Genomic DNA, 23,734 nt, shown 5'->3' on the forward strand with positions numbered 1-23,734 from the left:
AGGCAAACGTCAGGCCCGCATGGCAGCTGCCATGCGGGCCTGACGTTTTGTTTTGGCGCATCCGGCGGGGTGTTCGCAGGCCTTGGGGCGCAAGCGGGTGGCTGGTGGTGGCTGCCACGCTATGGTTGCACGGCCCGGGCGTCATTGGCTCCGCCCTATGGCGGGGCCGCCATCGGGCCCGTTGGCCGTTGGCGTGTGGCGTCATAGTCTGGCGGCGGCAACCTCCGCCGTGCGGCATGGTGCATGGCCACCGGTGGCGTGGCCGCAAAGCGGGCCGCCGTGCCTGATGGTGATGGGCGCATGGATTGCTGCCTGCGTATGTGCGCCGGGCGAGCCCGTAAGGCCTGTCCGCAGGCCTGTCCCCCGGCTGCAGGCACAGCGGCCCGGCGGAGAATGCTCCGCCGGGCCGCGTCTGCTTTATGCCGGTGGCCGCCTTACAGCAGGTTCATGGTGTCGGTGGCAATCATCAGTTCCTCGTCGGTGGGTATGACAACGACCTTGACGCGCGAGTCGGGGGCAGATATTACAGCCTCTTCGCCGCGCACCTTCTCGTTTTTCTCCTTGTCGAGCTTCACGCCCATCCACTCCAGGCCCTCGCAGGCTCCGGCGCGCATGCCGGTCTGGTTTTCGCCCACGCCTGCGGTGAACACAATGATGTCAACGCCGCCCATGGCAGCCGCATACGCTCCGATGTACTTCTTTATGCGGTAGTTGTACATGTTCTGTGCCAGTATGGCCTTGGGGTTGCCGGCTTTCTCGGCAGCCTCAATCTCGCGCATGTCCGACGATATGCCGGTGATGCCGTAGACGCCGCTCTTCTTGTTGAGCAGGTTGGAGATGCCGTCGGCGTCGAGTCCGAGCTTCTTCTCGATGAACGAGACAGCCCCTCCGTCGATGTCGCCGCTGCGAGTGCCCATCATCACGCCCTCGAGCGGTGTCAGGCCCATCGACGTGTCCATGCACTTGCCGAACTTCACTGCTGCCACGCTGCCGCCGTTGCCTATGTGGCAGGTGATGATGCGCTGCTCCTCGGGCTTCACGCCGAGGAAGTCGCAAACGCGGTGCGACACGTAGCGGTGGCTCGTGCCGTGGAAGCCGTAGCGGCGTATGCCGTACTTCTCATACAGTTCGTAAGGTATGGCGTACATGTAGGCATAGTCGGGCATGGTCTGGTGGAAGGCAGTGTCGAACACTCCCACCTGCGGCAGGCCCGGCATGAGCTCCTGCACGGCGCGCACGCCCTTGAGGTTGGCCGGGTTGTGGAGCGGAGCGAGGTCGCTGCACTCCTCAAACGTCTTGAGCACCTCTTCCGTGAGGAGCACGCTCTTGTTGAACTTCTCGCCTCCGTGAACCATGCGGTGGCCCACTGCATCAATTTCCTTGAGGTCTTTTATCACCCCTATCTCAGGGTCGGTGAGCAGGCTGAATATGAACTTCACGCCCTCTGTGTGCTCGGGTATGTCGTGCATTATCTGTTTCTTCTCTCCGCCGGGCAGCTTTACCTTTACGAAAGCACCTTCGAGCCCTACGCGCTCAGCTCCGCCTGATGTCATCACCGACTTGTCGTCCATGTTGTAAAGGGCATACTTTATGGATGATGAGCCACAGTTTAAAACCAATATTTTCATAATCTTGTGTATTGTTTTTTGCTTGTTTAAAGGAGTTATATGGAGTTAGAGGAAGTTAGGAGAAGTTAGAAGACAAATGCTTTTACTGCCTATGCAGTGGCTGCAGGGCTCTTAGTCCTCATGTCGTTAATGCCGTATTGGCATTGTGTTGCCACACATTGTCTGCTAATCTTCGTCTTTGTTGTACGCGTTGCTCCTTATGCCTTTGCAGTACCAGTTGAGCATCTTGCTCGCCTCTTCGAGGCAGGTATACAGCTCGCAGAAAGCAGAATCATCTATGTAGCCCACGTCTTTGGATAGATAGATGTGACATCGGCACTCTTCCATACTTCCCTGGGCTATGTTGAAAAAGTGCAACTTGTCTGCCTTGCCAATGCGTTTATATCCCTCAGCGATATTGGCTGGTATGGAAACTGCCGCTCTTTGAAATTGCGACTTGAGCCCAAACCGTTCGTCTGAAGGGAATGACTCAGTTGCCTTGTATACAAGTAGCGTAAAGCGGTAAGCACGTTGCCATGCCATGACATCTTCGAACCTCTCAGTCATCTTGTTGTTTCATTATGCAAAGCAATTGACGTATTGATGTTCCAATATGCAAAAAGCATGTGCTGTCTTATTGCTTTAAGTAAGCAAAGCATTTGTCTTCTAACTCCTTCTAACTCCCTCCAACTCCTTGTAACTCCATGTCTACTTTATCCCTTCTTCGCATCCATTGCCTGGCAAGCGGTGATGGCCACCATCTTGTAGATGTCGTCCACGGAGCAACCGCGGCTGAGGTCGTTCACCGGGCGTGCAATGCCCTGCAGGATGGGGCCCAGGGCTTCGGCGTCGCCGAGGCGCTGCACCAGCTTGTAGCCGATGTTGCCAACCTCGAGGCACGGGAACACCAGCACGTTGGCGTGGCCGGCGATGGGGCTTCCGGGAGCCTTGTGCTCGCCTACCGAGGGCACCAGGGCAGCGTCGGCCTGCAGCTCGCCGTCAATCTTCAGCTCGGGCTGGCGCTCATGGGCCAGGCGGGTGGCCTCGACAACCTTGTCAACCACCTCGTGCGAGGCGCTGCCTTTGGTCGAGAAGCTCAGCATGGCCACGCGTGGGTCGGTGAATCCGGCCACGCTGCGGGCTGTCTCTGCTGTGCAGATGGCAATCTGGGCCAGCTGGTCGGCGTCGGGCATGGGCGTCACGGCCACGTCGCCCACCACGAGCACGCCGTTCTCACCGTACTGCGGCTGCTTGGTTACCAGCAGCATGGCGCCGCTGACGCAGGTTATGCCGGGCTTGCACTTGATGATTTGCAGGGCCGGGCGCAGCGTGTCGGCGGTGGTGCTCAGCGCCCCGCTGATCTGCCCGTCGGCGCCTTCGGTCTTGATGATCATGCATCCCAGGTAGAGAGGGTTCTTCACCAGCTCGCGTGCCTGCTCGATAGTCATGCCTTTCTTCTTGCGCAGTTCGGCCAGCAGGGCTGCATACTCCTCGCTTCTGGGGTTGTTGTCGGGGTCGATGATGGTGGCCTTGCCTATGTGGCTGAGGCCCCATTTCCCGGCCAGAGAGTTAATCTCGTCGGGGTTGCCGATGAGGATGAGGTCTGCCACTTCGTCGGCCAGCACCATGTCGGCTGCCTTCAGTGTGCGCTCCTCGGTTGCTTCGGGGAGCACGATGCGCTGCTTGTTGCTCTTAGCGCGCTCGATGATTTGTTTTACTAAGTCCATTTTGACGAATAATTTATCATTGTGTTTTTGTAACTTCTGCTTTGCAAAAGTAAGCAAAATATTCGTAACCTGTCTTCGTCGGGCGTTATTTTTTCCCCCGCGGAAGGTTAACTGTGGTTAAAAGATTGCGGTGCCTGCACAAACACGGCAGCCTGTGTGCAAGCGCGCTTGCGCCGGGGATGGTCTTGTCGTCGCGCGGCTGTTGTGCCGCCGTGGCCCCGGCCTATGCCGCCACCGTGCCGGCGCGGTGCACAACGGCTTTTTTTATACGACGTAACGGCCATCTTTCCGTGTTGTAGGGCCTGTTTCCCGCGTGGCGGCGCCGTAAGGCTCAACGTGGCGTAGCGATGACCTTGCGAGGCCTTGTTATATATTAAAAATGTATTGAGGCCCGTATGGCTTGGCCGCAGACCGGGAAGAAATATTATTTAAACACGTTTGAACACGCTTTTAATGTCTATGAAATGCCGTTGCAACATAGTTAGAGTACTTTTGCAGCGGAAAAAGAAAGGAAACGGAAATTAACATTAAAAACATTAAAAGCTATGCGTAAAACAGTTGTTGTATTAGTTATGATGATTGGGCTCTGCTCGGGCATGAGCCTCAGTGCTGCAGAGAAGTCGGCCGAAGCCGCCAACTCAACGTGGACATTCTATTCAGTGACTGACAAGCCTACGGCCGAAGAACTGGCATCCGTGTCGGATGGCGAGTTTGGCAAGGAAGCCACCTGCCTCTACAACCAGCTTGAGAAATTGTGTGTGAAGCGCGTGCCGGTGGTGCCGGGCGACCCCACAACACGCATCGTTTTCAAGAAGGGCGACATATACAACGCCGTGCGCAAGATTGGCAAGGGCCTTGAGGACGACGTCAAGGACAACGCAATGAGCTCAGACGAGGCATCGCGCAAGATGATGCACGTGCTCAACGTGGCCATATCGGCATATTATTCGGAAGACAGCAAGTCGTTCGAGAAGGCTCTTCGCGCCAGCAAGAAGGATTACAACAAACTGCTCGCCGTGTTCGACCGCGTGTCGCTCGAGCAGTAAGCCTTTAACCGGTGCATAGAGCCCGGGCGGCCCCGGGCGTGGTAGCCATGAGGGGGTTGCCCGGGCTCTGTGTGTCTATGCCGCAAGAAACACAATGATGACTAAGGATAGGGATAGCTAACAATTTTCAATACACTTGTTTACTTATGAAGAAAATTTGTACTTTCGCCGGCTTGCTGTGCGTGAGCGTGTCAATGTACGCCCAGTCCATCAAGATTAGCGGAGTGGTTACCGACGAGATGGGGCCTGTCATGGGCGCATCGGTCATGGTGAAGGGCACCAAGACGGGCACCGTCACCGACGTGAACGGACGTTACACGCTGAGCGCCGACAGGAACGACGTGCTCGTATTCTCCTATGTGGGCACCAACCCAGTAGAGAAGACAGTCACAGGGGCGGTGCTCGATGTAAACCTCACGTCAAACGTGCAGAGCATCAACGAGGTGGTGGTAACCGCCATCGGTATCAAGCAGGAGAAGAAAAAGCTCGGTTACACCACACAGCAGGTGGAGGGAGCCGACATCGCGGCCGCCGGAAACCTCAACGCCGGAGCCTCGCTGCAGGGCGAGGTGGCCGGACTCACTGTGTCTATACCCTCGGGCATGTTCCAGTCGCCGGAGTTCTCACTGCGCGGCAAGACACCGCTCATCGTGCTCGACGGTGTGCCCATCGAGTCTGACCTGTTCGACCTCTCCAGCGAGAACATAGCAAGCATAAACGTGCTGAAGGGCACCGCCGCCTCGGCCCTATACGGAGCGCGCGGCCGAAACGGCGCAATCATGATAACAACCAAGCGGGCCGAGAAGGAGGGAATAGAGATAAACTTCTCCACTAAAGACATGGTGCAGGCTGGATATACCGCTTTCCCCGAGACGCAGCATGAGTTCGGAAGCGGCTCGAAGGGCCAGTACGCATTCTGGGACGGCGAGGGCGGAGGCATCTCCGACGACGACATGCAGTGGGGACCGCGCCTCGACGTTGGCAACATGGCCCCGCAGTGGAACAGCCCCATACGAGACAAGGTGACGGGCGAGACCATACCATGGTGGGGAAGCGTGAAGGGCACGCAGTATGACGACCAGGGGCGCTACGAGCGCGTGCCGATGCCGCTCGTGTCGCACGACAACATTGGCGACTTCCTCGAGACGGGAATTATCACCAACAACACTCTGTCGCTGTCTTACAAGGGCGACAAGGCCCGCGTCTATGTGCTCGGGCAGTATGCATACCAAAAGGGACAGGCGCCTACAACGTCGCTCCAGAACGGCGGACTGAACATCAACACGTCGTTCGACATAAGCGACAAGCTCACGCTCGACGCCATGCTGAACTACAACATGGTGTATTCGCCCAACTATCCCGACTACGGCTACCACCCGTCGAACTATATGTACAACATAATTGAGTGGATGGGAGACGACGTTGACGGCAAAGACCTCGAGGCACACCACTGGGTGCCGGGCATGGAGGGCTACAAGCAGGCCAGCTACAACTACGCCTGGTACAACAACCCCTACTTCGCCATCACCGAGAGCCGCCGCAAGCAGCGCCGCAACGTGCTCACCGGGCAGCTCCGACTGAACTACCAGATACTGCCGGAACTGAGCGTCATGGGCCGCGTGTCGATGCGCTCGAACCGTAACCTCACGGAGCACGAGACCCCGAAGTCGTATATGAACTACAGCGACTCGCGCGAAGGTGGCTACAAAGTGTGGAACGAGAGCCAGGACAACGTTGATGCCGACGTGCTCGTGACTTACACAAAGAGCTTCATGAGCGACATCAACCTCACCGTCAACGCCGGTTCGTCAGTGTTCTACCGCCGCTACCGCAACGACTACGCGTCGACCGACGGGCTCAATGTACCGGGCGTTTATTCGCTGAACAACTCCACCGGGTCCATTATAACCTTCGACTCGTCAAACCCTCTGTGGGGCTCGCGCAGCGAGAAGGAGATACGAAGCGTGTACGGTTCGGTGAACATCGACCTGTCTAAGTATGCGTATCTCTCGGCAACGGCGCGCAACGACTGGTCGTCGACCATAGCCACGGGCAACAACTCTTACTTCTATCCCTCGGTGGCCATAAGCTCGGTGATATCCGACTACGTCAAGCTACCAGGGTTCATCGACTACCTCAAGGTGATGGCTTCGTGGGCAACAGTCTCCAGCGACCTCGATCCGTACCAGATACAACAGGTATACAACAAGGAGAACTACTGGGGAAGCAACCCTGTGATGAGCTATCCCGACGCGCTGGTCAACTACGACATAAAGCCCGAAAAGACCACGTCGTGGGAGGTGGGCCTGTCTACGTCGTTCCTCGGACGCGTGTCGCTCGACCTCAGCTACTACCGCAACATTGACACAAACCAGATTCTCGACATGCTCATATCGCAGGCGTCGGGATTCAGCAGCCGCAAAATCAACGGCAACAAGTACACCACCAACGGCATCGAGGCCATGGTTGGGGTGAAGGCTATCGACAACAAGGACTTCAAGTGGAACTTCGACCTCAACGTCAGCCACAGCGTTAGAAAGCTCACCGAGATTTACGGCGGCGAGGAATACTTCGGCAACCTGCGAGAGGGCGACCGCGCCGACGCTTTCTACGCCACTGTCTGGCAGCGCGACCCCAACGGCACGGTGATTGTAGACGCCAACGGGCAGCCGCTGGAAGATCCCTACCAGCGCAACGTTGGACACTACGAGCCTGACGTGCGCCTGGGCATGCAGAACAAGTTCCGGTACAAGGACTTCACACTTACCATCAACCTCAACGCTGCCATAGGCGGCAAGATATTCTCGAACCTCAGCCCGAAGCTCTGGTGGGGCGGCAAGCACCCCAACTCAACCATGTACCGCGACCAGGAGTATGCCAACCGCGACGAAAAGGGCAACCCCATACCGGTGTACGTGCCTAACGCTGTTACGGTGGTGAGCGGCGAGGTTGTATACGACACGCATGGCAACGTGTTGAGCGACACCCGCGTGTTCAAGAAGTTCGACAAGGCCGTAGACTGGCAGTCGTGGTGCCAGAACTACCCTTACCAGGCAACGGTGACCGACGACATGGATGAGTTCTTTGCCAACACCTTCAGCCGCACTTACCTGAAGATAAGCCAGATAGCCCTGAGCTATGACTTTAAGCGCCTGCTGCCAGAGACGTCGCCCATCAAGGGCCTCACCGGCACCATCTTCTGCAACAACGCTGCCCTGTGGGCAAAGGCCCCGTGGATTGACCCCGACATCAGCGGCGACACCGGCGAGAACGACGGCTCCAACGACCCAACGGCCCGCTACATCGGCATCGGCGTGAACATGACTTTCTAATGAGAACGGAACAACAATTCAACAGGTTACAATCATGAAATCAAAGATATTGATATCGTTTTTCGTTGCTGGGGCGGCATTGTGCTCATGCGAGCCGTTCAGCGAGATGAACACAAACCCCAACAACCCCATTGAAGTGCCGGCCAACCTGCTGCTGCCCAAAGTGTGCCAGGATGCCTTCACGCGCAGCACCGACGGAATGTATGCCGACAAGATGGTGATACAGACCGACGGCCACAGCGAAGACCAGTTCTTCGAGTGGAACCGCGGCAGCTTCGACACTTACAACAACGAGCTGTTGCAGCTCGAGAAGCTGCGCGAGGAGGCCGTGCGAACCAACGACACCGTCTACCTGCCGCTATACAAGTTCATGCGCTCGTTCCACTATTACGAGCTTACGCTGCGCTTCGGCGACATACCTTACTCTGACGCAATGAAGGGTCAGTCGGAAGGCAACTACAACGCGAAGTACGACACTCAGGAAGAGGTGTTTGCCGGAATACTCAACGACCTGACCGCGGCCGACGAGGAGCTGGCTGCATCGCCAGATGCAGACGTGATAGAGGGCGACATCATATACGGCGGCGACAAGCTGAAGTGGCGCAAGCTCATCAACTCGTTCCACCTGAAGGTGCTCCTCACTCTCTCGCACAAGGCTACCGTGGGCGGCATCAACGTACAGCAAGAGTTTGCCCGCGTGGCACAGCTGCCACTCATGGAGAGCAACGCCGACAACGGACAGCTCGTTTACCTCGACCAGGAGGGCAACCGCTACCCGCAGTTCAACGCGCAGTGGTCGGGCTATTACATGGACAAGACCTACGTAGACCGCATGGCCGAGCGCCAAGACCCGCGCCTGTTTCTCTTCAGCCTGCCCACCACAACGGCGGCTGAGGCCGGCAAGGCCGTAGATGATTTCACGGCATACGCCGGCGGAGACCCCACCGTGCCTTACGGCGACAACATCACGCTCGTGGGCGACGGACTGATATCGCAAATCAACTCGCGCTTCCGCACCGACCCCACCGAGGAGCCGACAATGCTGATGGGATACGCCGAACTGCAGCAGGTGCTGGCCGAGGCCGTGGTTCGCGGATGGATACAGGGCGACGCCAAGCAGTACTATGAGAACGGCGTGAGGGCTTCGTTTGAGTTCTACGAGACATACGCCACCGAATACTCGCAGTATGTCACGCAGGAAGACGCCGCCACATACCTCGCCGGACAGCTCGTGAGGTTTGACGACACGCTCACCGACGAGCAGAAGATTGAGCGCATTATCTTCCAGAAATACTGCGTAAGCTTCTACCAGGGAGGCTGGGACCCTTACTTCGAGAACCTGCGAACCGGCTATCCGGGCTTTGCACACCTTGCAGAAAACCCCATACCTTACCGCTGGATGTACCCCGACACGGAGTACCGTTACAACACGGCCAACGTGGAGGAGGCCATAACCCGCCAGTTTGGCGCCAACAACGACCGTACCACCGCTCAGCCATGGTGGCTGAAAGAATGATGTTAATCTGTTTCTGTAATGTGAAAGAGCCGGCCGGATGCCCCTGTGGCCCGGCCGGTTATCGCTTTGCGCCATGACCTGATGCAGTGACGGATTGTGCCGGGCGTGGATGCGTCAAGGCGTTTGCTGCACGGAAACGAATGGACATTGGAATATTAACAATAAAACAATAGACAACAGACATGACAAAAAGACTTTTCTGCGCTGCCGCACTCTGCATGGCAGGGATGCTGGCCGTGAGCGCACAGAGCGTGAGATTCAATAACGAAGGCAAACTGAAGATTGTGCAGTTCACCGACATCCACTGGCGTGCGGGCGACCCAGCCACGGCCGACGCCGCCGCAAACATGAACCGGGTGCTCGACGAGGAGAAGCCCGACCTGGTGGTATACACCGGCGACGTGACCACGGCAAAGCCTGCCACCGAGGGCCTTGACAAGGCGCTGGAGCCAGTGATAAGCCGCGGGTTGCCCTATGCCATCACCTTCGGCAACCATGACGACGAGCAGGACCTGACGCGCCCGCAGCTCTACGACTATGTGAAGAAGAAGCAGGGGTGTCTCGACGCCAAGGCCGAGGGTACCGACTTCGCCATCAGCGTGACCTCGTCCGACGGCAAGCAGGCCAAGGCCGTGATCTACGTGATGGACAGCAACGCTTACTCTACGATAGACAGCCTGAAGGGCTACGGATGGTTCCGCCGCGACCAGATAGACTGGTACGCACGCAAGAGCGCTGAGCTTACGGCCGCCAACGGTGGCAAGCCGCTGCCGGCGCTGGCCTTCTTCCACATACCCTTCCCCGAGTACAACGAGGCATCGACGGCCATTGGCAACCCGCTCGTGGGCCAGAGGGGTGAGCAGGCTTGCTCGCCGGCCATCAATTCGGGCATGTTTGCGGCCATGCTTGAGGCCGGCGACGTGATGGGCACGTTTGTTGGCCACGACCATGTGAACAACTACGTCACTCCGTGGCACGGCATCCTGCTCTGCTACGGCCAGTTTACGGGCGGCAAGACCACCTATACCGACGGAAAGCGCGGCGCCCGCGTCATTGAGCTGACCGAGGGACGCAGGGGCTTCAGGACGTGGATTCGCATGAGCGACGGCACCGTGAAGAACGAGGTGCTTTGGCCGGAAGACTTTAAGAATTAAAAATTAAGAGCCAAGAATTAAAAGTTAAGAGTTGGGAATCAAAGAATGGCTGCGCGGTGTCGGCAGAATGCGAAGGCAAAGGCAAATGTCTGTACTCCTGTACTCCTGCACTCCTGCATTCTGAAACGCAAGTCTCTGCCCATCCCGTGCTCCCGCCCTGCCCGGTTCTGCAAGTCTTTGCGCCTACCCCCCAGCCATCTTGGTATTCCCCAAAAACCAAAGACTAAGTAGGTGTTCAAAATTAATTGCCATCAAATTGTGCGCTATTTCGGAGATGCATGCCAAAGTCCGAAGAGAGAGCGTAGCGGGCTACGCGACCGATGAGACTTTGGCATGCGGCCCGAAAGAGCACACAAGATGGTGACAAAGATATAGAGGACACCTGCAGGATTTATTGTATCGATTAATTTTGAACAGCTACTTATGAGAAAGATTGCAAAATTGCTGCTGGCAGCCATGCTGGTGGTGCCGGCAATGGTGTCGGCAAAAAACAAGGTCGTGGTGGTAATGGTCGACGGCTACCGCTGGCAGGAACTGTTTCGCGGTGCCGACTCGACGCTTGTCAACACCAAGGAGTTTGGCAACCCCGACATGATGAAGGCCAACTTCTGGCGGGCCACTGCCGACGAGCGCCGCAGAGCGCTCATGCCGTTTACGTGGAGCCACATAGCAAAGAACGGTGTGATGATTGGCAACCGCGACAAGGGCTGCCGCATGAGCGTTACCAACAACATGTGGTTTTCTTACCCGGGATACAACGAGACGCTGTGCGGATATCCCGACGACAAGAACATCAACTCCAACGCGCCGGTTGACAACCCTAACATGACCGTTTTCGAGGTGGCCAACAACACGCCCGAATACCGTGGCAAGGTGCTCGTGTTCGGAAGCTGGGGCCGATTCATCCAGATATTCAACGAGAAGCGCAGCGGGCTCGAGGTGAACGCCAACTACCGCCACTCGCTGGCCAAGCAACCCACAGAGCGCGAACTGTATGTTGACAAGATGCAAGACGGCGCGCCGCGCTACTGGGAGGAGGAGCGTTTCGACGTGTTTACGCATGAGTATGCCGTAGAGGCCATGAAGTCGCGCCACCCGGAGCTGCTGTTCGTGGGCTACGGCGACACCGACGAGTGGGCCCACGCCGGCAACTACCGCCTGTACCTTGAGGCTGCCAACGACGTAGACCGCTTCATCCGGGAGCTGTGGGAGACGGCCCAGGCCGACCCGTTCTACAAAGACCAGACCACCTTTATAATAACCTGCGACCACGGCCGCGGGGTGAGCGCCGACAAGGGATGGTTCCACCACAGCCGCGAGGTCGACCGCTCAAACGAGACATGGCTCATGGCTTTCGGGGCCGGTGTGCCGGCCAAGGGCGTGCTCACCTCGGGCGAGTATCACAACAATCAGATGGCCGCAACGGTGGCCTCGCTGCTCGGCATCAGCTTTGCGCCGCAGCACGAGGGCGCCGGCAAGGCCATAACCTTCTGATCCGTCTTTATTGGCTTGTGCCGCAGCCGGAGGGCTTGCGGCTGAGACTGCGGCCATACCATGGCCGGGAGCATTTCGCTTTCGTCTCCCCGCCAGTCGCAATCTCTGATTTTCATGCCATGTCCCGGCTTTGTGAAGAGCGGGACATGGCTTTTCTGTATCGTGGCGCCACCATGTGGCCTGCTTCTGCCGCCATGCCGAGGCGGCTGCGTTGCCGCGCCCGCAGCAACGGGCTGCGGCCGCTTTTTTAGCCGGCGGGCCAACGGGCTTGCCCTGCCTATGCCGGCGGGCCGGGTTGTGGGCAACCTTGTCATGGCTGTGGCATAGGCAACGCTGCCGGCATCACGCTATGTACGCTGCATGAGGCTCGCCAGGTCTGTCGGGCCAAACCGCCGGCCTTTTATAACCCCCTGGTGTGCAGCGGGTTGCAGAATGGGCTGTTTCGGGTGGTGGAACGTGCCGTATTGGCTCCCGAAACATGCCGTATTGCGGCGCAGAAAGGGCTGTTGGGTGGAGCTGCATGGCTCATGGTAGAAATCGATGATACCAATGCGTTTTTGGGGTGTTGCGCATTTGCACATACGCGCATATTGCAGATGCGCTTAAAAAAGCCAATCCTTGTTTAGTCCATTTGTATAATGGTGGGGCGGGCCTAGCCTTGAAGTCACTAAACAGCGGATTTATGCAGTGTGAATTAGGCCGGGATGTGCCTGCCAGCCCCCTGCCTTCATGAATCGATGAATGTGGTGCCGCGCAGTGCCGGCGGCATGGTGTGGCCTGTGGGCAGTGCAGCCGCGCCTGGCCCGATGCCTGCGGGCAAGCGGCGGTCAGCCCCTGGCTGAGGGCTGTTCTTCGAGGGCGTCGGTGAGTATGCTCTCGAGTTTCTCGGCAGAGAGGCGCAGCTGGAACGCTCCGTTCATGGCCACGGAAATGCCCCCGGTCTCCTCGGACACAATGACGGCTATGCAGTCGCACTGCTGTGATATGCCGAGGGCTGCGCGGTGGCGCAGGCCCAGCTCCTTGGGTATGTCGAGGTTGTGAGACACGGGCAGTATGCATCCGGCGGCCTTGATGCGCTTCTTGGATATTATCATGGCCCCGTCGTGCAGCGGCGAGTTCTTGAAAAATATGTTCTCTATGAGCCGCTGGTTGATGTTGGCGTCGATGATGTCGCCCGTGGCGGCCACGTCGTCGAGCGGGGCCGTGCGCTCTATCACTATAAGCGCTCCCACCTTTCGCTTTGACATGCCCATGCATGCAAGCACTATGGGCACAATGGTCTCTTTGTGGCCCGCTTTCTGGCCGCCGCGGTCAGAGGCGAAGAAGCTGATGAGCATCCTCATGCGCTGGTGGGCCCCAAGGTTGTATAGAAACTTGCGTATGTCTTCCTGGAACAGGATGATTAGACCTATCACTCCGACGCTTACCAACTTGTCCATGATGGAGCCGAGAAGCCGCATCTCAAGTATCTGCGACACGAATATCCAGACCACCACGAACACCATGATGCCTATGAACACGTTGAGCGAGCGCGACTCTTTCATCAGCCTGTACAGGTAGTAGAGCATCAGCGCCACGAGTAAGATGTCGATCACATCCTTTATTCCGAAACTGAAAAACATAAGTCTTGATAGTTGTTAGTGTATGTCGTTTGCGGCAGGGGCAGCCTGGCCGGCATGGGCCTTGAGCGCCTGCACTATCTTAACACACTCGGCAGCCTGGCCTACGTCGTGAACGCGCAGTATGTGGGCCCCCTTCATCAGGGCCGCAGTGTTGAGCGCGGTGGTGCCGTTGAGGGCCTCGTCGGTGGTGCATCCGAGCAGCCGCGTTATCATCGACTTGCGCGATATGCCCACCAGAAGGGGCAGGCCCAGTGAGTGCAGCTTGTCGAGCCCGGCCATGATGGCATAGTTGTCGGCGGTGGTCTTGCCAAAGCCGAAGCCCGGGTCGAGTATCACGTCGTTTACTCCCAGCGAGTGGAGCAGCTGCGACTTGGCTGCGCCCTCCATCAGTATTGAGGCTGTGTCGGGGCGCGACGACATGAGTATGTAGGGCACGCCGAGGCGGGCCGCCATGCGGAAAATGGGCGGGGCGTCATCCTCGGTCCATGTCCGGTATCCGTCGTCGTTTGTCTCCGCCCCTCCGAACGCCCCGTCGGGGTTGCCGCCCGAGACGTCGTTGATGATGGCCACGCCATATTCCTCGACGGCCATGCGGGCCACGTCGGCGCTGAACGTGTCGACGCTGATTATGGCTCCGGGCTGCTCGCGCCGCACCACGGCCAGTCCGTGGCGCAGCCTGTCGGCCTCTTCGGCTTCGCTCACGCGGGCTGCGCCCGGCCGTGTGGAGAATGCGCCGATGTCGATGATGGTGCCTCCCTGTTCCACAATCTCGTTGGCGCGGGCGGCTATGTCGGCCTCGGCCTGCTTGCGGCTGCCGGCATAAAACGAGTCGGGCGTCACGTTGAGTATGCCCATCACCTGCGGGACGTCGAGGCTGAGAAGCCGCCCCCCGGCGTTGAGGCTCATGTGGCTGTGCGCATTCATTTGCCTGCCTCCGCCGCATTGCCGCCGGTGGCGGCCGTTAGTGTTGGTTTCAGGGCCTCGAGGGCAGCCTTTATCTTGTCGGTGGCAACCGAACCGGCGGCTATGCGGCCCTCGGGGTCGACGAGGTAGAACGTCGGTATCCAGTTGACGCGGTAGGGGCTGTCGAGCGTTGTGCCCGCCTTCCATTTCTTCAGCTCGCTGTATTGCAGCCACTCCATGCCGTTAGCCTCGACGTAGCGGCGCCATGCGGCGCTGTCGGTGTCGAACGATACGCCAACGAACTCGACGCCGAGCGGGGCATACTCCTTGTATAGGGCCACGACGTCGGGCGTGGTCTTGCGGCAGTCGGGGCACCACGATGCCCAGAACTCGAGCACCACATAGTGCCCGCGCAGCGAACTGAGCTTAATGGGCTCAGGCCTCGCCGGGTCGGCAATGGTGAAGTCGGTGGCCATGGCGCCGGGCTGTAGCAGCTGGCTGTCGTACTTGTCGGTGTCGGTGGCCGGCTCGGCGCCCACCACGCAAGAGTTGAGGCAAAGCATGGCTACGGCCATTACGGATATTCTTCTGAATATTGTCATTGTTGCATTCGTTTTTGTTGTTGCGTGCTACAAAGGTAAGAAAACATTGCCGAACGGCGGCAGGATTGGTGGCCAAAGTTTGCGGCTACCCGCTTTTTGGATGTTTTTACAGGCTTTAGGGGAGTATGGCGTGGTGGCGCGGCAGAGCGGGGGCGGACAGAAAAAGGCTTTTTTAACGTGACAGGCTTGCCCGCTCGGGAAATTATGCCTAACTTTGCAGCACAAAGCAAAAACAAGGCGTAGAGAGTGTGAGGATTCCGGCATCGGTTAATGCCGGGATTCTTCATTTTTTTAATGTCCTTTTAACCGAAATATTACGTTAACATCTATAACAAAAAGTTTTTGATTATGGCTTACATGTCGCAAGAGGGCTACGATAAGATGGTAGCCGAGTTGAAACGCTTGGAAAGCGTGGAGCGCCCCAAGGCATCAGCCGCAATAGCTGAGGCACGTGACAAGGGCGACCTGAGTGAAAATTCCGAATATGAGGCCGCCAAGGAGGCACAGGCCCATCTCGAGGATAAGATCAACCAGATGAAGCTGGCGCTGCAAGAGGCTAAGATTGTGGACACATCGCGTCTGAGCTCCGACTCGGTGCAAATCCTTACGCGCGTAGAGATGACCAACCTGGCCAACAAGGCGAAGATGAGCTACACCATCGTCAGCGAGAGCGAGGCCAACCTGCGTGAGGGCAAGATATCCATCATGACACCGATTGCACAGGGATTGCTTGGCAAGAAAGTGGGCGACGAGGTTGAGATAAAGATACCGCGCGGCACTATAAAGTTGCGCATCGACAATATATCAATAGCATAGGGAGGACTGTATATGGCCGGGATATTCGCAAAGATTGCAGCAGGTGAGATACCGAGCTACAAGTGTGCCGAGAGCGACAAGTTCTATGCATTTTTGGATATAAACCCTCTTGTCAAGGGTCATACGCTGGTGATTCCGCGCCGCGAGGTAGACTATATATTCGACCTCGACGACGACGAGCTGGCCGAGATGGTTGTCTTTGCCAAGCATGTGGCCGCAGCCATAAAGAAAGCCTTCCCGTGCCGGAAGGTGGGCATGGCTGTGCTGGGCCTTGAGGTGCCCCACGCACACATACATCTGATACCGATGCAGACGGAGAAGGACATGAACTTTGCCAACCCCAAGCTTAAGCTGGCTGACGACGAGATGGCTGCTGTGGCAGCACGGATACGCGAGAATTTCGAGGCTGAAGGCAAGTAAGTGGCCTGTGTGACATAAGGCGGGGCGGGCAGGGCCGGTGCAGTGTGCACTCGGCCCTTGCCCGCCCCGCTGTTTGTGCGCATGTGACCGGGCGTTGGTCACAGGTAGTCGTTGCCATGTTCCATCTGCACCTTGTTGACATACTTGCGCACCAAGGCCGACGAATCGCCTTTCTTGCATATAAGCAGCACGTCGCCACCGTCGGCCACTATGTATCCATCGAGGCCGTTGATGACGGCCAGCTTGCCTTTGGGCATCTTGACCACATTGCCACGGCAGTCTTCCATCATGACGTCGGAGTCGATTACAACGTTGTCGTCGGCGTCTTTGCGCATGCATTCGTAGATGGAATGCCATGTGCCAAGGTCGGCCCAGCCGAAGTCGCATTTCATGACGCAGATGTCGGTGCTGCGCTCCAGCACGGCACAGTCGATGGACAGGTTAGGGTACGATTGGTAGTGCTCGGTCACAAAGGCCAGCGTCTCTTCGGCGGGGCGCAGGCCGTCGGCCGGTTCGCCGCGATGTACATCGCTGAACAACCGTGTGAACTCGCGGTAGAAATTGCGCGCGCTGGAGAGAAACAGGCCCGTGTTCCAATAAAACTCTCCACTCTCCATGAACACCTTGGCAAACTCACGCTCGGGCTTCTCGGTGAAAGAGCGCACAGTGAACACACCTTCTGTCTCACACTGCTCGCCCAGCTGTATGTATCCGTAGCCGGGCTCCGGCCTTGATGGCCTCACGCCCATCGAGAGCATCGTGTCGTGCGACGCCACGAAGTTGAGGCCACGCTCAACGTCGGCGGCAAAGGCCCCCTCGTTGAGCACGAGCTGGTCGGAGGGGGTGACAATGATGGATGCCTCGGGTGAGCGCCTGCACACCTCGGCAACGGCCCAGCCCACGCACGGGGCGGTGTTGCGGTTGATAGGCTCAACAATCACGTTGGATGCAGGCAAGTCGGGCAGCTGTTCGCGCACCATAGGTTCGTAGTCGCGGTTGGTGCATACCAGTATGTTGGCTCCCGGCACAATCTTTGCGAAACGGTCGTAAGTGGCCTGCAGCTGAGTGCGTCCCAAGCCAAAGAAGTCAAGAAACTGCTTGGGCTTGTTGTCCCTGCTGCACGGCCACAGCCTGCGGCCCTTGCCTCCAGCCAATATCACACAGTAATTGTCCTTATGCTTTTCCATATCCAAAATATATAAACTCTTTTGTTAGGTAATCAGTCTCTAAATATCACAACATTTGTGCTGTCTTTATCAAGCACGTGAATGGCGAATGTAATTCGCCCGCCCGTCATCAGGGAGCAGCCGGCTGTGGCATGGAGCCCTGCCACTACCCTTGGTTAGCTGAGGCTTGTTTTTATGCCTGTCGTTTTAGGCCTACTAAATTACAAATTCCCACCGAGATGCGCAAGTAATTTAAGTTTTTTGAATGAAAAATTTGCTAATTCGGATTTTATTGTTATCTTTGCACCCGCTAACAAGCCCAGATGGCGGAATCGGTAGACGCGCTGGTCTCAAACACCAGTGGAGCAATCCATCCCGGTTCGATCCCGGGTCTGGGTACACAAAACGACTGTTAATCACTTGATTTTCAGTCGTTTTTATTTTGCCGGGTATAAACAGGGTATAAACAAACGACAACACCCCCAATTTTTAGGGCTTATGTAGGGGCTTGTTGAGGCTTCCAGATACAAAAAACGGGCAAAGCCTTTGCCGCTCCACCCGTTTTGCTCGTTCAACCGTTTCTCAACCTACTGTTATTGATTTTATCTTTTCTTCAAGTCGCTTGCTTGCCGCCAAATCAAACTTCATAAACTTTTCCTTTACGTTATCTACTTGTGGGCATTTGTTACTTTCATCATACAGGCTTGTTATTAAAGCCTCCTTACAATCATACAGGTAGCATGATAACGCCTTTTCCTTTTCAAGCATCGTTCTTACCTCTTTCAAATCACGTTTTAGCGTTTCTTCATTGTCGGCATATGCAACAATATTTTTGCCAAACGCATACGCTTCCACCTTGTTAAGTTTCTCTTTCTTTGATAGGTAATTTTTATAAAGGACATTCCCAAACTCCTTGTATTCTTTCAACTTGCCCTCTATTCCCTCTTTGGTGAGGCTCTTTGCTTCTATTAGGGCTAAATGTAGAAACTCCACACAATCACAATAGTAACCGACATGATGTATTTCCATTTCCAGCCGCCTTGCCGCTTTCCTGTGTTCTGTAGCCTCATCCACATAAAGCCGCCTTAATCTGGCTCTGTCCTGCTCACACTTCCACAACAAACGCTGTGCCTTTGCCACCGTGCCTAAGTTCTGGCACACTCTTACTTTTTTCTTCTTCATTACTTGATATATTGATAGACATTTAGGCACAAAGAAACGGTGTGCCTTTCCCGCTGTCTATCACCTTATCAAGTAGGCTGTATTCCCATTACAGGATATACACGGGGGTACACACCGCTAATCTATAGAGTGCAAAGCCTCAATCAGTAGATACAAAAAATCCACCAATCGGCAAAGACGGTGGAAACGTGCCACCTACTTGACATTAAAATGATAGACAATGCAAAAGTATATCTTTCTTTTGGCACGGCAAAACTTTCAAGTCAAAATCTGCCGTTTTAAGGCAAAATAAAAGGTTGGACGATACATTTACCGCCCAACCCGCTTTAATTGAATGTAGTGCCGTTTCCTGCCGTCTGTCAGCCGCTTACGTCCTCATCTGCATCAAGCTGTTTCAGCAAATCCAAAAATTCATTGTTACCCTTAATCTCTTGTTTTCCTGCCAATAAAAACGCTCGTTTTAGCTCGTTTTTGGCTCGTTTCCCTTGCGGTAACCTTGCGGTAATCTTGTGGTCTTTGCCGTCATTCTTTTGTCTTGCCATATACTATAACAAACTACTTTAGTTTTGCTTATCTGTTACCAAATTTTGGTAACAAACTACACCTTATTATAAGAACATGGCTACACATAAGCCCCCACGTTCCTAATCTCATCGTCCAACTCTTTCATCAGTTCATCGGACACGGTTACACCTGCTTTTGCCGCCACTTCCTGTATCTTCTTCTTTAGCCGTGTATAACTTTTCCTGTCCTCAAATGTCTTAGCCTCTTTCAGCTCTTCCAGAAATGCCGCTATCTGTGTCTGGTCGCTCTGGTTGATAAGACGGGCTACCAACACATCAAAGGCATCTGATACTGTCTTAATCTCGCTCATTACGTCTGTCTTTACTTGGTTTAACTTGGATATTGCAAAATAGCTGTCTTGGTATCGCTTCACCATCAGCCGATAAAAGCCGCTTTCTGATAGGGTTGAGGCTGTAACCTCTGGCACTCCCATTTGTTGGGGCAAACGCCCGTTCAATCTCATTTCATATTTCAGCAAATTGGCATCCTCAAAGCCAACGGGCAAAGCCATGCCTTTTGCCGCTGCATCGGCTTTCTTGTCATAGAAAGCATATACTTTGGGTTGCTGCCTGCCTCTGGGCTTGTAGTATAGCGTACCCACGTCAAAATGATACCTTAACAACTTGGGCATATCGCCCAACTTTGAAAGATAGTTTTCTATTGGGTACTTCATCACAAAAGCCTGTCCAAACTCCAGCCCTGTAACCTTTGCATCGGCTATCGGCAAATGTAGACTGTCTGATAGCTTTTCCACCGCTTGGGCTGTGCCGTGCCTATCCAACGGGTAAACATTGTTCTGGTAAAGGAACTTTGGCAAGCTGCCAATAACGGATATGCCGCCCGTGTAGATAGTCACTTTCAAACCCTCCAGACTGCCAAAGGTGCAAACCTCGCCCGTTTCATGGTCTATCTGGTCTTTTGCCTTATCCAGAAACTTGCTTACATCTGGCGTTGCCCGTGTCCTCATCGCCCATAACTTCACCTTATCGTACATAACCCTGCTTTGTTACCAAATTTTGCCCACAAACTACATATTATTATAAGGCATCTACCCGTTTGGCTTGCTTCCTCAAAGCTACCAAAGCCTCATCAAAACCGCCCATCTGTAGCATCTTGCAGTATGAAGAAATAAGGACTTTTGCACCCTCCAATACTATTAACTCAATGCAAGACGGCTTTATTTTCTCTGGCTCGGTCGTTGCCGTCTGGTCTTGGTGTACGATAAACAGAAAGCCATCATCTTTGTAAGCAAAGAACGGGTTGGGCTTCTGCTTGCCGCTGTAGGTCTTTACCGCCAACGGATAGCCGTATGCAAAGCCGCTCAACCGCCCGTTTACAAAGTAGTCTTTCAGCCCTGTAAAGTTGAGGCTGTTTTTTGCCTGTAACTTCATAGCTGGGGCATTGTCCTTCTTGCTACCACTGTCTTTACTCACCTGTAGATACATGGATATTTTACCGTCCCTGCCTATAATCTCATCCATTGGCGGGTAATATCCAGCCTGTGCCGTTATCACATACTTTGGTGTCTTTCCGTTGCCTGTGCAATCCTCCAGACGGGCATAGTAGCGTATATTAGGGGTAGTCATCTTGCACCTCCTTTCTTCATGCAGTAAGCCTGTGCCTGTTGGCTTATCTCGGTGGAAGTAGATACACGGTTATTTTGCAACCATTGTTCAAGCTCCAAACGGTTAAAGTAGCACATCTTCCCCATCGGCTTGTAGTGTGGTATCTGCTGCCTCATGGTCAGCTTGTAGAGGTAGCTCTTTGATACCCCCATATACTTAGCCGCCTCATCACTTGTAAGCACTTCCTTAGTGCAAAAGATTGTGTTTGCCGTTATAAGGTCGGCAACCTGTTTCAGTTCCTCTGCCATATCTCTATTTTTTAGAGGTCTGGGCTTTCTGGGTTGAGGTGCAAGGCTCACCCGTCTTTGCCCGTGTAATCGCCTGGAATAGTCTTGCACTCGCTATCCATCTGAATACACGGGCAAAGATAGAGGCTAAAAGAAGGTTGAGGAAATAAAGAAAATAGTACTTAATTGTTTGCTATTTGCCCACAATTAAATACTATTAAATACAACTGAAAGAGGTGCTTTTAAGATTAATCAAGGCTATTTATTGCCCCCTCTATCTCGTCTTTGGTAAACCATTTTTCATACAGATACTTGGTAAAGCCTTGCTGTGTGCCAATATCGCCAAATTCTTCTGCTACCTGTGTGAAAGTAGGCTTTGGCATCCATCCTTTCTTTATGCAAGCTAATACTATCAAAGCGGCGTCTTTGCCTTTTTTGCCATTCATTACAGTATGCACCTTTTGTAACTTGCTTCCATCAGCATCATTAATCATCTTATCTTTCAATGTTTCTTTAGGTCTGCCCTTGCCCCTTACTGGTTGGCTTTTTTGTTGCTGTTTGGGGCGTTTTTGTTGAGGCTCTGGCTTTGCTTGCCATTCACTCGATAACCTGTTTTTTATAACATCCGCTTTTCCCGATTTTTGACCAAGTCCAATATATTCTGTAATATACTCTATTTCATCATGATACACCTTGCAAATATAATACATTGCTTCTACTGCTTTGCATTCTTCACTTCTACAAAACCATTCCCGTTCTGTGAGCGAGTTATAATCTTCCTTTATAACTTGTTCATAGTCTTTCAACTCATTATAAGCATTAAATATCAATTCATAATACTTTTGCTTATTATTAATGTCTTGCGTCTGGCAATATTCACCACCTCCCATATAAACATCCGTTCCATAGTCAAGTGCCCTTGCATACTCCCACAATTGAGAATATTTCTTTACTCCCAATCCGTAATAGTGCTGTAACAAATCATATATTTTGTTGTCCATGGCTTCTACAATTTAAGTTCTGGTAAACTGTTTATTGCCTCCTGCTTCAAACTATCTATTGCACGGGTGTACTTCTCTGTATGTTTCAGCCCGCTATGTCCTAACAGGCTTGCCACGGTCTTTATATTGGCGCCATTGTTAAGGATATTCACGGCAAATGAATGCCGGGCACAATGCCAACTAATATGCTTGTTTATTCCAGCCCGTTTCACCCATCTTCTAAGGGCTTTCAGACACATTTCATAGCTGGGCAAGGGAAATATAACCTCATCCCTCTTATCGGGGTCGCTTGGCTCTCCTATCAGCTTCAATATACCATCATTCAGCGGTATAACAACACCGCTGCTGGCACTATGCCCTTTTGTCTTGTTCTGCTCAAACTTCAATAGCTTGTTGGAAAAATCCACATTGGCAAATGTAAGGTCTTTCACATCACAATATCTTAGCCCACAATAGAGGCAAAAGATAAACGCCCGCCTTATATTGGAGTTCTCGTGCTCATAGTGTGTTGCTATCAGTTGCTGTATCTCTTCTGGTGAAAGCACCTCTTTCTTTAGTTGCTGGTCATCCACCTTTATAGTTATGCCCGTGCAAGGGTTCTTTAACATGGCATCGTGTTCTATGGCATACTTTATCACTTTCTTAAACCGTGCATATATGCTTTTAGCACCCTCACCCACGCTTCTTCCCTGTAGGTACTCTGTGAAAGCCTCAACCATATCTTTAGTTATCTGTTCTGGCTTTATCTTCTTGGCATACTTCTTATACTCTGGTGTGTCGTTCAAAAAGTCAATGAAGCGTTTAAGGGCTATTTCCACCATCCTAATATCTTTCTTGGTGTATTTGTCAATATAGGCTTGGAAGTAGTCCAGAAAGTTTATATCACGTTCTTTTTTGAGCCTGTAGCCCTCCATGCTTTCTAACAGTTCCTGCCCACGTTCAAACCTAATCTTCTTTGCAAGCTCCAGCGTTTCTTTGTTCTGCTGGCGTTCAAACGGTGTTCTGGGGGCTTGCCAAAGGTAGAGTTTCAGAAACTCTCTCTTATTATTCACCTTTTTGTATTCCTTACCGCTCTTGCTGCTTATTGCCATTTCAAAGCCCAAATAGAAATCCAGGAACAGGCTTTCCCGTCCATCACTCAAAACCTTTGCCCCCAACTTTGGGTTGTCGGTGCTGTCGGTACTGATAATATATGTGTTATCTGCCCTAAAGTCTTTCTTTGCTGCCATATATTTATTTTCTGTTAGTTTCCTTTGGTTGCAAAGATAGGTATTTTCTTCTTTCTGGGTATAAACAGGGTATAAACTTTGGGCAAAATATAGTCTTTTTTATGAAAATAAGGGTTAATGTACCAAAGTTTCTACCTCTGATTATCTTTCACTTAGTTTCATCTGGGTACACTTTGTTTGCTGGGTACTTTATCGGGTCTGGGTACGAGTAAATCGGCTAAGTAATTGAATATCAATGCTTAGCCGATTTTATTTTGCGCCTATTGTTCCCGTTTTGTTCCCACACGGACTTATTCGCCAGTTCTTTAAATGGGATTGAATACGCTTAAACATTATTCTCCTTGTAATATGGAAAAGCCACGCGACTTTGACCCTTTTTGCCAAGCAGGACTGTCCCCTTTGGCTACAATATGATTGACCCTTCTGGCCAAAATAGTATTGACCACTTAGTTCACCTATTGTTATAGATTTTTTTTGTGTAGATTTGAGTGCCCGAGTCCT

The 23,734-nt window shown here is 53.7% G+C and carries 21 protein-coding genes and 1 tRNA gene; 8 read left to right on the top strand and 14 right to left on the bottom strand.

The features are described 5' to 3' along the window. Positions 1–434: 434 nt before the first annotated feature. The 3 genes from H6B30_RS13250 to pta all read right to left on the bottom strand — a co-directional run bounded on the left by H6B30_RS13250 (position 435) and on the right by pta (position 3,334). A complete protein-coding gene (locus H6B30_RS13250) occupies positions 435–1,628 on the bottom strand; it encodes an acetate kinase (protein ID WP_205111350.1) in 1,194 nt (397 codons plus the stop codon). Between the two features lie 165 nt (positions 1,629–1,793). Then, positions 1,794–2,174, bottom strand: coding sequence for a four helix bundle protein (locus H6B30_RS13255; protein ID WP_205111352.1), 381 nt, complete (start codon positions 2,172–2,174; stop codon positions 1,794–1,796). Positions 2,175–2,320: 146 nt separating this feature from the next. Next, positions 2,321–3,334, bottom strand: a complete 1,014-nt coding sequence (gene pta / locus H6B30_RS13260) for a phosphate acetyltransferase (protein WP_205111354.1) — start codon at positions 3,332–3,334, stop codon at positions 2,321–2,323. A gap of 545 nt (positions 3,335–3,879) precedes the next feature. Between pta and H6B30_RS13265 the strand changes: the two genes are divergently transcribed. The 5 genes from H6B30_RS13265 to H6B30_RS13285 all read left to right on the top strand — a co-directional run bounded on the left by H6B30_RS13265 (position 3,880) and on the right by H6B30_RS13285 (position 11,876). Beyond that, positions 3,880–4,380 carry a hypothetical protein gene (locus H6B30_RS13265; RefSeq protein WP_205111356.1) on the top strand — a complete coding sequence of 167 codons (501 nt, stop codon included), beginning with the start codon at positions 3,880–3,882 and terminating at the stop codon, positions 4,378–4,380. Between the two features lie 146 nt (positions 4,381–4,526). Continuing rightward, positions 4,527–7,712, top strand: a complete 3,186-nt coding sequence (locus tag H6B30_RS13270; protein ID WP_205111362.1) for a SusC/RagA family TonB-linked outer membrane protein — start codon at positions 4,527–4,529, stop codon at positions 7,710–7,712. A 34-nt stretch (positions 7,713–7,746) separates the two neighbouring features. After that, positions 7,747–9,228, top strand: a complete 1,482-nt coding sequence (locus H6B30_RS13275) for a SusD/RagB family nutrient-binding outer membrane lipoprotein (RefSeq protein WP_205111364.1) — start codon at positions 7,747–7,749, stop codon at positions 9,226–9,228. A 182-nt stretch (positions 9,229–9,410) separates the two neighbouring features. After that, entirely contained in the window at positions 9,411–10,382 is a 972-nt protein-coding gene (locus tag H6B30_RS13280) for a metallophosphoesterase family protein (protein WP_205111366.1), read from the top strand. A gap of 423 nt (positions 10,383–10,805) precedes the next feature. Beyond that, the gene (locus H6B30_RS13285; protein ID WP_205111387.1) at positions 10,806–11,876 is read left to right on the top strand and encodes an alkaline phosphatase family protein; all 1,071 of its coding nucleotides are present in this window, start codon (positions 10,806–10,808) and stop codon (positions 11,874–11,876) included. A gap of 827 nt (positions 11,877–12,703) precedes the next feature. Here the strand turns inward: H6B30_RS13285 and cdaA are convergent. The 3 genes from cdaA to H6B30_RS13300 are packed head-to-tail and all read right to left on the bottom strand — an operon-like array spanning position 12,704 to position 15,003. Further along, the gene (cdaA, locus tag H6B30_RS13290; protein WP_205111389.1) at positions 12,704–13,498 is read right to left on the bottom strand and encodes a diadenylate cyclase CdaA; all 795 of its coding nucleotides are present in this window, start codon (positions 13,496–13,498) and stop codon (positions 12,704–12,706) included. A gap of 15 nt (positions 13,499–13,513) precedes the next feature. Further along, positions 13,514–14,422, bottom strand: a complete 909-nt coding sequence (folP, locus tag H6B30_RS13295) for a dihydropteroate synthase (protein WP_205111391.1) — start codon at positions 14,420–14,422, stop codon at positions 13,514–13,516. Beyond that, a complete protein-coding gene (locus tag H6B30_RS13300; RefSeq protein WP_205111392.1) occupies positions 14,419–15,003 on the bottom strand; it encodes a TlpA family protein disulfide reductase in 585 nt (194 codons plus the stop codon). The genes folP and H6B30_RS13300 overlap by 4 nt, the downstream gene beginning before the upstream one ends. Positions 15,004–15,351: 348 nt before the next feature. On the opposite strand from H6B30_RS13300, the gene greA reads away from it, so the two are divergent. Then, entirely contained in the window at positions 15,352–15,819 is a 468-nt protein-coding gene (greA, locus tag H6B30_RS13305; RefSeq protein ID WP_205111394.1) for a transcription elongation factor GreA, read from the top strand. A gap of 12 nt (positions 15,820–15,831) precedes the next feature. Then, positions 15,832–16,239 (top strand): HIT family protein, encoded by a 408-nt coding sequence (locus H6B30_RS13310; RefSeq protein WP_205111396.1) that lies wholly within the window; start codon positions 15,832–15,834, stop codon positions 16,237–16,239. A gap of 98 nt (positions 16,240–16,337) precedes the next feature. On the opposite strand, the gene H6B30_RS13315 is transcribed toward H6B30_RS13310, so the two are convergent. Continuing rightward, on the bottom strand, positions 16,338–17,426 hold the full coding sequence (locus tag H6B30_RS13315; protein WP_205111398.1) for a mannose-1-phosphate guanylyltransferase: 1,089 nt from the start codon (positions 17,424–17,426) through the stop codon (positions 16,338–16,340). A 296-nt stretch (positions 17,427–17,722) separates the two neighbouring features. Here H6B30_RS13315 and H6B30_RS13320 point away from each other — a divergent pair. Then, positions 17,723–17,804: transfer RNA gene (locus tag H6B30_RS13320), tRNA-Leu, on the top strand. A 183-nt stretch (positions 17,805–17,987) separates the two neighbouring features. Here H6B30_RS13320 and H6B30_RS13325 read toward each other — a convergent pair. The 7 genes from H6B30_RS13325 to H6B30_RS13355 all read right to left on the bottom strand — a co-directional run bounded on the left by H6B30_RS13325 (position 17,988) and on the right by H6B30_RS13355 (position 23,233). Then, complete coding sequence (locus H6B30_RS13325) at positions 17,988–18,587, bottom strand: hypothetical protein (protein WP_205111400.1); 600 nt, start codon at positions 18,585–18,587, stop codon at positions 17,988–17,990. Positions 18,588–18,946: 359 nt separating this feature from the next. After that, positions 18,947–19,129 (bottom strand): hypothetical protein, encoded by a 183-nt coding sequence (locus H6B30_RS13330; RefSeq protein ID WP_205111402.1) that lies wholly within the window; start codon positions 19,127–19,129, stop codon positions 18,947–18,949. An 80-nt stretch (positions 19,130–19,209) separates the two neighbouring features. Then, positions 19,210–20,145 (bottom strand): hypothetical protein, encoded by a 936-nt coding sequence (locus H6B30_RS13335; RefSeq protein WP_205111404.1) that lies wholly within the window; start codon positions 20,143–20,145, stop codon positions 19,210–19,212. Between the two features lie 43 nt (positions 20,146–20,188). Beyond that, entirely contained in the window at positions 20,189–20,737 is a 549-nt protein-coding gene (locus H6B30_RS13340; RefSeq protein WP_205111406.1) for a hypothetical protein, read from the bottom strand. Beyond that, positions 20,734–21,024, bottom strand: coding sequence for a helix-turn-helix domain-containing protein (locus tag H6B30_RS13345; protein WP_205111407.1), 291 nt, complete (start codon positions 21,022–21,024; stop codon positions 20,734–20,736). Before H6B30_RS13345 ends, H6B30_RS13340 begins: the two co-directional genes overlap by 4 nt. Positions 21,025–21,251: 227 nt before the next feature. Then, positions 21,252–22,004 carry a hypothetical protein gene (locus H6B30_RS13350; RefSeq protein WP_205111409.1) on the bottom strand — a complete coding sequence of 251 codons (753 nt, stop codon included), beginning with the start codon at positions 22,002–22,004 and terminating at the stop codon, positions 21,252–21,254. A 5-nt stretch (positions 22,005–22,009) separates the two neighbouring features. After that, positions 22,010–23,233, bottom strand: a complete 1,224-nt coding sequence (locus tag H6B30_RS13355) for a tyrosine-type recombinase/integrase (RefSeq protein WP_205111411.1) — start codon at positions 23,231–23,233, stop codon at positions 22,010–22,012. Positions 23,234–23,734 lie beyond the last annotated feature (501 nt).

This window comes from Marseilla massiliensis (assembly GCF_016899955.1).
In the GTDB taxonomy this organism is placed as follows: Bacteria; Bacteroidota; Bacteroidia; order Bacteroidales; family Bacteroidaceae; genus Prevotella; species Prevotella intestinigallinarum.